The organism is Limosilactobacillus reuteri subsp. porcinus (assembly GCF_036621895.1).
In the GTDB taxonomy this organism is placed as follows: Bacteria; Bacillota; Bacilli; order Lactobacillales; family Lactobacillaceae; genus Limosilactobacillus; species Limosilactobacillus reuteri_J.
The window spans coordinates 18413-29214 of record NZ_LN887381.1 but is presented as its reverse complement, the minus strand read 5'-3'; the positions used below and the strand labels follow the sequence as shown (position 1 = coordinate 29214).

Sequence of the window (10802 nt, the reverse complement as noted above, 5' to 3'; positions counted from 1 at the left end):
GTTTCGTGCACTCGCTCTGCTCGCGCACTCAACCAGGTCTAAAGACATTAATATAAAAGCATCAGAATTCCTCTGTGAAGAAATCTGATGCTTTTATTATATCTTCTTATATATTAATAAACTCTTGCGCGTCGACGATAAACAATAAAACGACGGAAAATATATTGCCAAGGTAGCGTTAAAGCGTGAACCAACCGGGTGTATGGGAAGTAACCAAAAATTGCTAATCCACAGAGAACGTGAATTTTATAAATTAATGGCACTGAACGCATCAATTGCCATTGAGGATTAAGAACAAAGAGGCTTCTTGCCCATGGACTAATCGTTGTTCGATAATTGTAATCGATAAATGCACCCGTAATAGTACTTGCTAGACCTAATGCAATTGTAATCAGTAAAGCCCAGTCGACAATAATATCATTGATATCACTTGTCTTATAAACACGAGAACAAGTCATTCGTCGATAAGTAAGAATCGCAATTCCCACAAATGCAAGGATCCCTGCTGGAATTCCCATCATCAATGACCCAAAGATGTGGTACATATGTTCAGTGATCCCAAAATAAGCTGTCCAACTTGCTGGAATAAACATTCCTAAGAAGTGACCAAAGAAAGCTAAAATAATTCCAATGTGGAAAGTAACGCTTCCGATCATTAGCCATTTCTTTTCAAAAAGTTCGCTTGATTTGGCAGTAATTGAGGGATGGAAATATTTAAATCTAACAAATGTTCCAATGAAAAATGATGCCAACATTATATATGGATAAATAACCCATAAGAAAATTGACCAGCCACTATGCATCTTCCTGCACCTCCATTTTAATACACGAACCAATTAATGAACGTGTAAGCCTGATTAACTGAATATAGGGACTATCACTATCTATCACTGCATTTTTTAAAAGGGTATAAGTTCCATCTTCAATCACACTTAATGCTAATTGGATATCCTGACGACGCGGATCATTAGTATAATCGCCATATGCTAGAAATTCTAACAATAAAGGCAAATAATCAGAAAGTTCACTAGTCGCCTCTGATATACCAAACATCTCATATAGCATTTTCAACCGTGCTAAAATGGTTCCTCGTTCACGGGAATCAGTCATCTTGTAGTATGACATATAAAGAGTATAGCGTCGATTCATTTCAAAAAGGCGAGCGTACATCTCTTGAACTTCGATTGGAGATAATGCAGCTAATTCATCAAAGAGGCTTAATAATTCTCCCCGCGTTGCAGTTGATAATGCGTTATCTGTAAGTAATAATTGGCGAATCTCTGGTGAAAATGTTTCCGTCTCAGGATAGTCAATCAAGCGTGAAAGAATGGCAAATGTATCTTTTAAATCTATTAATCGTCTAAAATCAATCACGCCAAATCCCTCCATAGAAACTATCAGCATAAATCTGATTAGTTGATTTGCCAGCTTCTGCCTTCTTAAACATACTCTTGTGTTGGGGAGCTAATGCACAGCCTTCACATTCATCATAGCCAAGACTACCTTGTTCAGTTTGTGCATCTTCCATTTCTGCCTTTTGGCTACTTGGGATAACAAAGCGGTCTTCATATTTAGCAATTGCCAGTAAACGATAAAGTGATGTTGCCCGTTCTTCTGTTAAATCAACTCGTTCTAGTTTACTGCTATCAAAATCCCGACCACTAGTCTTAGCACGCATGTATAGCCGCATCATTGCAAGTTTATATAAGGCTTTCTTGATGACAGGAACGTTTCCAGCAGTTAATAGACTTGCCAAGTATTGAACAGGCACCCGCATTTGATCAATTCCTGGGAAGATCATTTCAGGATTCTTTATTGAGTCCCGTCCTTCAAAGTAACTCATAACTGGTGATAGCGGCGGAATATACCAAACCATTGGCATTGTCCGGTATTCTGGATGAAGTGGGAAGGCAATCTTTTCTTTTACTGCCATTTTATAGATCGGTGACTTTTGTGCAGCTTCAATCATCTCTTCAGAAATGCCATCCTTGAGTGCTTGCTTGACAACTTCAGGATCGTTGGGATCGAGGAATAAGCCAAGTTGTGCTTCATACAGCTTACTCTCATCAGGAGTTGATGCTGCCTCTTCTACTCGATCAGCATCGTATAGAATAGCACCAATATATCGAATTCGACCGACACAGGTTTCGGCGCAAACTGTTGGTTGACCTTCTTCAATTCGCGGATAACAAAAAGTACATTTTTCAGCCTTATGAGTTTTCCAGTTAAAGTAGACCTTCTTATATGGACATCCAGTCATGCAAAAACGCCATCCCCGGCAGCGTTCTTGGTCTACTAAAACAATCCCATCTTCATCTCGTTTGTACATTGCGCCTGATGGACAAGAGGCTACACAAGGTGCATTCAAACAGTGCTCACATAATCGGGGAAGATACATCATAAATGCCTGCTCAAAGTTATTTTTGATATCCCCTTCAATTTTTTGCATGTTAGGATCCTGTTGGACATATTCAGTTGATCCCGCTAAGTCATCATCCCAGTTAGGACCAGTGGTTAATTCCATTCCTTCGCCAGTAATTTGCGACTTAGGACGAGCAACGGGTTGGTGCTTTTGTTCAGGACCAAATAATGTCTTATAGTCATAGGTCCATGGTTCGTAGTAGTTATCTAACTCTGGCATATCATTATTGTAAAAAATCTTACCAAGAGCGATTTTATTTAATTTGCTTCCAGCACGTAATTTTAATTTACCTTTTGAATTAAGAGTCCACCCTCCATGGTATTGATCTTCATCTTCCCAGCGTTTTGGATAACCGACACCTGGCTTAGTTTCAACATTATTAAACCACATGTATTCAGCGCCTGGACGATTTGTCCATGTATTCTTACAAGTTACTGAACAGGTATGACAACCAATACACTTATCGAGGTTTAAGACCATGCTGATTTGTGCTTTAATCTTCACTCCAGTTCACCTTCTTCAACTTTCTTACATTTGCATAAAGATCACGTTGGTTTCCAGTTGGTCCATAGTAATTCCAACCGTAACTCAATTGGCTGTATCCTCCAACCATGTGTGTTGGCTTAATGTGGATTTGCGTCGGTGCATTATGTGATCCCCCACGATTACCGGTAATGGTAGAAAGAGGTTCGTAAATTTCATTATCTTGGGCATGGTACATGTACATTGACCCCTCAGGCATCCGAACAGAAACAACCGCCCGCGCAGTAACAACCCCATTACGGTTATAAACTTCGATCCAGTCGTTATCTTTTACCTTAATCTTATCGGCATCTTGGGGACTAATCCAAATAGTTGGACCACCCCGGAATAATGTCAACATTTCAAGGTTATCGTAGTACATCGTATGAATATTCCATTTACCATGAGGAGTCATATATTTAAGTGTAACTTCATCTTTTACTGGTGGAACATCAACATCTCCTGGGGCCATTACAACTGGTGGTAAGGATGGTTTATAAGTTGCCATATTTTCACCAAATTCACGGAAAATTTCATGATCAATGTAGAAATGCTGACGACCTGTAAGAGTAAATGTAGGAATATTTCGCTCAGTCATTAATGAAAATGGTGTGTAGCGAGCTCCACCATGTTTAGCAGAAGTTCCGATTGGTGTTGGATAAGCTTCTTGTGGTTGAGCAGTGATTTGCTTAAACGACATTGAATCATCAGCATGACCGCGACCAATATCTGTCAAATGTTCACCAGTCCGTTCTTGCTTCTTTTCCCAAGCTCGATCAGCGAGTTTACCATTGGAAGCAGTTGACATCCGTAAGATTGCATCACATACTTTTTCGTCTTCATCAAGTAATGGACAGCCTGCACCAATGCCTTCACTAGCAATTCCATTCATGTCTTTGAGGTAATCATATTGATCATCAACTTTATAGTTATAATTATTTACTATATTAGGGCCAAGAGTGATGTATTTGTCATAGATCTTAGTATAATCACGGGTAACTAATTTTAAAGAAGGCATGGTTTTTCCAGGGATTGGTTCTGTTTCACCGTTCTTCCAATCTTTAATTTCCCCGTATGGTTGAGCGATTTCCCCTTGAGTATTATGTCCTAGTGGTGCGCTCTTAAGATCATAGAAGGTTCCCGGCATGTATTTCTTTGCCATTTCAGAAACAGTCTTAGCCAAGAGCTTGAATTGTTGCCAGTCAGACTTTGATTCCCACATTGGACTAACTGCTGCATTAAATGGGTGAATAAATGGATGCATATCAGTTGATGAAAGGTCCTTCTTTTCATACCAAGTAGCAGCTGGTAGGACAACATCGGAGTACATTGGTGTTGAAACCATTCGGAAGTCCATATCAACAACAAGATCTAACTTACCAATTGCTCCTTTATCACGCCAAATCATATCCTGGGGCTTAACTCGATCATTAGGTTTAGCAAGCAATCCATTTTCAGCGCCTAATAAATGTTTCATAAAGTATTCGGCACCTTTGCCAGAAGAAGCAAATAAGTTTGAACGCCATAAGAAGAACGCTTTGGGTTGATTTTGGTTAGCATCAGGATCTTCAGCAGCAAAATGTAAAGAGCCCTTCTTCAATTCATCGACAACTTTCTTTGAAATTTCATTAATATCAGTTGTATTGTAATCTTTTGCAAAAGATAACGGATTACGATCAAATTGTGGGTATGATGGTAACCATCCTAAACGAATTGCCATTTGATTATAATCAGCATTATGTAAGTAGGAATGTTTACTCTTCCAAACAGGTGATTTTTGAGCTTGGTTATCAATTTCTTCATAACGCCATTGATCAGTTGCAAAGTAATACCAAGTAGTACCTTGCATTTGACGGGCACCACCTTTTTCCCAGTCATTAGCAAAAGTAATATTTGCCCAACCCTCTTGTGGACGGAGCTTTTCTTGACCAACGTAGTGAGCCCAACCACCACCAGTCATACCAACACAACCACACAGCATCAGCATATTAATAATGTTTCGATAGTTCATATCGGCATTGAACCAGTGGTTGACCCCACCACCCATGATTACCATACTCCGCCCTTCATTTTCGGCCGCGTTTTGGGCAAATTCACGAGCAATTTGAATAACTTGCTCTGCTTTTACTCCCGAACGGCTTTCTTGCCAAGCAGGAGTAAAGTAACTCTCAGCATCCATTGCATCTTTAGCAGCAAGTTCATCATTACCAGTCCGATTAATTCCCATTTGAGCCATCATCAGATCATAAACATTAGTTACCAAGTGTTCTTTGCCATCTGTGAATTTGAGCTTTTTAACTGGTAAATGACGTTGCACAACGCTGTTTCCGTCATTACTAAACGCTGGAAAATCAGCAATAATTTGTTCAGTTTCGCCATCTTGATCATTAATAGAAAGTGCCGGATCAATCTTATTACCATTTTGGTCTAATAATTCAAGATTCCATTTTTCCTTAGCATTATATTCTTGTCCCATCGTTCCATTTGGAACAACAATCTTGTGGTTATTTTGGTCATAAACCACTGTCTTCCATGCTGGATTGACAATCGTATCATCAGCAACTAAGTCACTAATCCGGACGAAGCGACCTGGTGTATAGTGATCACCATTTGCTATACTTGGTTCCAATTCAACCATAAATGGTAAATCAGTAAATCGCTTGGAGTAATCAATGAAACGTTTAACTGGGTGCTTTTGGTAGAATTCATCTAAAATTACATAGGTCATCGCTTGAGCAACAGCAGAATCACTACCTGGTTCTGGTGCAAGCCAATCATCAGCAAATTTCACATTTTCAGCATAATCAGGGCTAACTGCTACAATCTTTGTTCCTTTGTACCTAACTTCTGTCATGAAGTGTGCATCTGGTGTCCGAGTTAATGGAACGTTTGATCCCCACATAATAATATAGGAACTGTTATACCATTCTGCAGATTCTGGAACATCAGTCTGTTCACCCCAAACTTGGGGAGATGCAGGCGGTAGATCAGCATACCAATCGTAGAAACTCATTTGTTCCCCACCCATTAAGGCAATGAACCGTGCTCCGGCACTAAAACTCATCATTGACATTGCAGGAATTGGGGTAAAACCACCAATGCGGTCAGGCCCATACTTCTTAATTGTGTATAAGCAAGCAGCTGAAATCATTTCTAATGCTTCATAACGATGAACACGAATTAAGCCACCGTGTCCTCGGACCTTCTTATATTTTTTAGACTTTTCTGGATCTTCGACAATACTTGCCCACGCATCTAAGGGATTTTCATGTTCTTTCTTGGCAGCAGTCCAAAGCTCCCATAACTTGCCACGAATATATGGATACTTAATTCGAACGGGACTGTATTCATACCAAGAGAAACTAGCTCCCCGAGGACATCCCCGTGGTTCATATCCTGGAATATTAGGTCCGCATGATGGATAATCTGTGGCTTGGTGTTCCCAAGTAATAATTCCTTGCTTGACATAAACATTCCAAGAACACGAGCCTGTACAGTTAACTCCATGAGTTGTTCGGACAACTTTGTCATGCGCCCATCGCTGGCGATAAAGCTTTTCCCAACGACGACTATTTTCTTCAAGTTGTGTAAAGGTTCCATTAAACTTATCAACCTTGTTAAAGAACCGTGACTTCATCGTTGATTGACCTCCTTTATTGAATGGCTTACCAATATTAAAAATAAAGTAAGTCTTTTCCCTAATGTAAAGATTAGCACCATAACTGCTATACTACGACTAGGGAAATACCTATATTTTGAACTAAATGAGGTGCTAATATCCATGAATCGTTATGATCGTCAAGAAAGGGTACATCAAATTGGTAGTATTGGTCAGCAAAAAATTAGCCATGCAACTATTATGATTGTCGGTGTAGGGGCATTGGGAAGTTATACAGCCGAGCAACTTGTCCGTGCTGGAGTTAAAAGACTTGTCTTGATTGATCCTGACACTGTTGACGTAACTAATCTTCAACGTCAATCGCTTTTCACCGAAGCAGATGCTAGCCAACAACGGCTTAAGGTCGAAGCAGCTAAAGAACATTTACATAAAATTAATTCAGTATGTCAAATTACTGCGATCCCAGCGCCGATTACTGCTGACCTTATTGACGAATATCAGTTTACCCTTTGTTTAGACTGTCTTGATAATTATCAAGCACGGGATCTATTAAACAAATTAGCAATCATCAAAAACTTTGATTATCTGTTTGCCAGCTGTGCAGGAACCTATGGGAACGTAATGGCGATTTCGCCACAAAATCATCCCTGCTTAAACTGTCTTTTTCCTAATATTAATGAATTAAAACAAAACGATTGTGATTTAATTGGGGTTAATACTGCTTTAATCCCGATTGTGGCGGGACTACAGGTATCTTTAGCGCTTCATTATCTGGTTGACAAAACACAGGTTAATTTTAATGAATTGATCGCGGTTGACAATTGGTCAATGCAATTTAGTAAGTTTGCTATTAATAAAAATTACCATTGTCCCACCTGTGCTAAGCCAAGCAGTATTTCTTTAGAAGAAGAATCAGCACCAGAATTACATATGTTATGTGGGGAAAATGCATATTATACGATCAAAGAGAAACCTATTAATTTTGGCAGACTTAAAGAATTTTTGGCTAAAAAAGAGCTCTTAATTAACGCAAATCGATTGTTTCTTCATTTTAAATGGGAAAATCGTCCAGTAAGTATATTCAAGAATGGTAAGATTGTTATGTATGACTTACCTACTTCGGCGATTGCCCAGAAACAGTTTAAGTCGTTAAATATTTTGATGAAAGAAGACCTATTATGAAAAAAATCGCAATTTTAACGGTTAGCGATAGCCGAACATTAGATAGCGATACTTCTGGAAAATTAATTGCTATGAAGATGGCTAACGCGGGCTTATCAGTAGTTGATCGGGTAATCGTTAATGATGATATTGTCAATATTCAAACTGCCTACCTTCAACTAGAACAACAAGCTCTTGATATCATCATTACTAATGGTGGAACAGGAATTGCTCAGCGTGATGTTACTATTCCGGCTATCCGTCCACTCCTCAAACGTCTAATTCCGGGTTTTGGGGAAGCGTTTCGCCAGATATCTTTTGATGAAATTGGTACTCGTGCGCTTGCATCACAAGCCCTAGCCGGATTTAATTTCCGCAATCAGCTTACCTATTGTTTACCTGGTTCCCAGAATGCCTGTCAAACGGCTCTAAACAAACTAATTTTTCCAGAATATGAACATTTATTATTTGAAAGCAGTTCTCAACGAAAGGAAGTTCATCACCATGCTCACTAGAAGAATTCCAATCTCTGTTGCCGAGGCACAGAAAAAGATTAACGAAATTCCCCTTAAAACAGCTACAGAGACAATCCCGTTATCAGAAGCTAACCACTGTGTTTTAGCTAAAGATGTTCATGCCAATTATGATTATCCTCATTTTCGACGGGCTGGAATGGATGGTTATGCCATTTTAGCCAGCGATGATCATGACTTCCCTCGCGAATTTAACATCCGAGGAGAGATTCAAGCTGGAGCAACTTGGGATCAACCATTACAATCAGGGGATGCGGTCCGAATTATGACTGGTGCATATGTCCCTTCTGATGTAGGAAAAGTAATTCGAATTGAAAAAACGCGGCCCGCTAAAGATGAAAATAAGGTTCAAATTATTACGACTGAAAGCAAGACTAACATTACGGAAGCTGGTACTGATGTAAAAAGCGGTGATATCGTTTTAGCAAAAGACCAGGAAATAAATCCCGGTGGTCTAGCAGTTTTAACGGCTTTTGGTGTTCAAGAAGTAACAGTTTATAAAAAACCACGGATTGCAATTATCGCCACTGGAACTGAATTATTAGGACCTAATGCCACGATTGAACCGGGAAAGATCTTTAATAGTAATGGTATTATGTTAAAAAATCTTGTAGAGGAAACTGGTGGGATTGTTGATTTTGAAACCCAATTACCAGATGATGCTGATCTTATCAAGCAGACTCTTGAAGAACAAATAGCAACTCATGAAATTGTAATTACTGATGGTGGTGTTTCAGTTGGTGATTTTGATTTTATTGGAGATGAAGCACGTAAAGCTGATGAATTGCTTTTTAATAAGATTAAACAACGACCAGGAAGCGTTACGACTGCCTTTGTTCAAAATAATACGTTAATAATGGCCCTTTCTGGGAATCCAGGAGCTTGTTTTACTGGTTTTTACCTTTATATGGAACCGCTGATTCGCCGTTATCAACACCAAGCCAGCCGAATTAAGCAAGTACGGGCAATATTAGCGGCCCCATATAATAAAACAAACGGGTTCGATCGGTATCTTCGTTGTACTTATGAATTCAAAGATAATCAGTTTTATGTTTATCCAAATGGAATCAACAGATCTGGCTCATTAGCTAACCTCCAGACGACAACCTGTTTAGCACTGATTCCGCATAGTACTACTCCAATGAAGGTCGGAACGGAGACAGACGCATGGCTATTACCCTTCAAATAATCGGTCATAAAAAAAGCGGCAAGACTCTTATCACTACGACTTTAATCGAAAGGCTCTCAAAAGAAGGGTATCGAGTAGCTGCTCTTAAACATGATGCCCATAATGCCGCAATGGATGTGCCAACTACTGACAGTGCTAGAATGAGTAGTGCTGGAGCTAAACAGGTTATTTTACAATCTGCGACTGAATTTTTCTTTCATCAAAAAAGTAATGTTCCGTCTTTAACGGAAATGGTTGAATTATTAAGTACCGACAATGATTTTGTCTTGATTGAAGGTCATAAGGAAGCCACTCAATATCCGCAAATTTTATTATTAAAGCCTGGCGAAGATCCTACCAATGTTGCTCATACTCCCCCTCTTAAAATAGGTAGTATCTTTAATGGAACAACCGCTGACTTATTAGGAAAAGATGCAATTGTAAATTGGTGCTATGACTACTTAAAACAAGTAAAGGGGGATGCAGGATGATTGGATTAGTATATGCTGGTGGTAAATCTACCCGTTTTGGGAAAGATAAAGCTACTTATCATGTTCCAGGATTACCAGCTACCAATATAGAGCTAGCAGTCGAGAAATTAACACCCTTTTGTCAGCAGATCGTTGTTTGTGCTAATGAAATAAATCGAGCTCATATATTAGAGTTGGTTGGTCAAGAACCGGCTGTGCAGATTATCTGTGATATTCCCCCTTATGATCATCATGGTCCCCTCTCAGCAATTATTGCTTGTACTGGTCATTTTTCAACTCTTCAGGACTATTTAACTCTGGCTGTTGATTATCCTTATCTCACAAAAGATTCACTTGCTGTTCTTGCTCGTACGTCCAACTCTTATATTGCAACAAGTCAGCACAATCACTATTCATTAGCTCATTTTTCAGTTAGCAATGAACAAGTTACTACTTGGGTTGATAATAATGATGACTGGCGATTACGTAGTTTCATCACTAATAAGTGCGTCTGCCACCCCCTTAAGTATCGCTCAAGTAACGAATTTTCAAATTTAAACTATCGTGAGGTCGATTTAAATGAAAAGTAAAGATTCAATGACAAATCCTGATTTTCAAAAGCTCATTTCCCTTGTTTTAAATGACTTAACAATTAGACGAACAATGCTAGAAAATCGGGAACAAGAAGTAAGCCAACAAATGAGTTCGCTGGAAAAAGATGCGGAGTTAGAACAACTGGACGACCAAATTCAACAGATTCAAGCTGATTTTGATCATTACCGCGAATTTCAGGATCCGAAATTTGATTTTAGTGCAACTAAGTATTTCCAGGGACCATCGATGGGATTACCACGACATCCTTAAAACTCAGACGGCAGGGCTAAAGAAGCAGAGCTTTTCTTAGCCC

Annotated in this window: 10 protein-coding genes; 6 read left to right on the top strand and 4 right to left on the bottom strand. The window is 39.2% G+C overall.

Annotated features, from left to right (window positions below; all coding sequences use genetic code 11):
* Positions 1-113: 113 nt before the first annotated feature.
* From narI to AACL61_RS03825, 4 genes are read right to left on the bottom strand one after another with little or no spacing between them, the layout of a single operon-like run.
* Positions 114-803: a respiratory nitrate reductase subunit gamma gene (narI, locus tag AACL61_RS03840; protein WP_063164066.1), complete on the bottom strand. Its 690-nt coding sequence runs from the start codon at positions 801-803 to the stop codon at positions 114-116.
* A complete protein-coding gene (gene narJ / locus AACL61_RS03835; RefSeq protein ID WP_063164065.1) occupies positions 796-1374 on the bottom strand; it encodes a nitrate reductase molybdenum cofactor assembly chaperone in 579 nt (192 codons plus the stop codon). Before narJ ends, narI begins: the two co-directional genes overlap by 8 nt.
* A complete protein-coding gene (gene narH / locus AACL61_RS03830) occupies positions 1367-2926 on the bottom strand; it encodes a nitrate reductase subunit beta (protein WP_003663646.1) in 1560 nt (519 codons plus the stop codon). The genes narJ and narH overlap by 8 nt, the downstream gene beginning before the upstream one ends.
* A complete protein-coding gene (locus AACL61_RS03825; RefSeq protein WP_339111012.1) occupies positions 2916-6581 on the bottom strand; it encodes a nitrate reductase subunit alpha in 3666 nt (1221 codons plus the stop codon). Before AACL61_RS03825 ends, narH begins: the two co-directional genes overlap by 11 nt.
* Before the next feature lie 144 nt (positions 6582-6725).
* Between AACL61_RS03825 and AACL61_RS03820 the strand changes: the two genes are divergently transcribed.
* Genes AACL61_RS03820 through AACL61_RS03795 form a run of 6 tightly spaced genes read left to right on the top strand, consistent with a single transcriptional unit; the run spans position 6726 to position 10759 of the window.
* Positions 6726-7745 carry a HesA/MoeB/ThiF family protein gene (locus AACL61_RS03820; protein WP_063164063.1) on the top strand — a complete coding sequence of 340 codons (1020 nt, stop codon included), beginning with the start codon at positions 6726-6728 and terminating at the stop codon, positions 7743-7745.
* Positions 7742-8239, top strand: coding sequence for a MogA/MoaB family molybdenum cofactor biosynthesis protein (locus tag AACL61_RS03815; RefSeq protein WP_063164062.1), 498 nt, complete (start codon positions 7742-7744; stop codon positions 8237-8239). Before AACL61_RS03820 ends, AACL61_RS03815 begins: the two co-directional genes overlap by 4 nt.
* Positions 8229-9446 carry a molybdopterin molybdotransferase MoeA gene (locus AACL61_RS03810; RefSeq protein WP_063164061.1) on the top strand — a complete coding sequence of 406 codons (1218 nt, stop codon included), beginning with the start codon at positions 8229-8231 and terminating at the stop codon, positions 9444-9446. The genes AACL61_RS03815 and AACL61_RS03810 overlap by 11 nt, the downstream gene beginning before the upstream one ends.
* Positions 9425-9916: a molybdopterin-guanine dinucleotide biosynthesis protein B gene (gene mobB, locus AACL61_RS03805; protein WP_003671870.1), complete on the top strand. Its 492-nt coding sequence runs from the start codon at positions 9425-9427 to the stop codon at positions 9914-9916. Before AACL61_RS03810 ends, mobB begins: the two co-directional genes overlap by 22 nt.
* Entirely contained in the window at positions 9913-10485 is a 573-nt protein-coding gene (locus tag AACL61_RS03800) for an NTP transferase domain-containing protein (RefSeq protein ID WP_063164060.1), read from the top strand. The genes mobB and AACL61_RS03800 overlap by 4 nt, the downstream gene beginning before the upstream one ends.
* On the top strand, positions 10475-10759 hold the full coding sequence (locus tag AACL61_RS03795; RefSeq protein ID WP_063164059.1) for a hypothetical protein: 285 nt from the start codon (positions 10475-10477) through the stop codon (positions 10757-10759). Before AACL61_RS03800 ends, AACL61_RS03795 begins: the two co-directional genes overlap by 11 nt.
* Positions 10760-10802 lie beyond the last annotated feature (43 nt).

Coding starts and splice junctions, on each gene's coding strand:
- narI (WP_063164066.1), bottom strand. CDS start 803: ATGCATAGTGGCTGGTCAATTTTCTTATGGGTTATTTATCCATATATA.
- AACL61_RS03810 (WP_063164061.1), top strand. CDS start 8,229: ATGCTCACTAGAAGAATTCCAATCTCTGTTGCCGAGGCACAGAAAAAG.
- AACL61_RS03825 (WP_339111012.1), bottom strand. CDS start 6,581: ATGAAGTCACGGTTCTTTAACAAGGTTGATAAGTTTAATGGAACCTTT.
- AACL61_RS03820 (WP_063164063.1), top strand. CDS start 6,726: ATGAATCGTTATGATCGTCAAGAAAGGGTACATCAAATTGGTAGTATT.
- AACL61_RS03815 (WP_063164062.1), top strand. CDS start 7,742: ATGAAAAAAATCGCAATTTTAACGGTTAGCGATAGCCGAACATTAGAT.
- AACL61_RS03795 (WP_063164059.1), top strand. CDS start 10,475: ATGAAAAGTAAAGATTCAATGACAAATCCTGATTTTCAAAAGCTCATT.
- mobB (WP_003671870.1), top strand. CDS start 9,425: ATGGCTATTACCCTTCAAATAATCGGTCATAAAAAAAGCGGCAAGACT.
- AACL61_RS03800 (WP_063164060.1), top strand. CDS start 9,913: ATGATTGGATTAGTATATGCTGGTGGTAAATCTACCCGTTTTGGGAAA.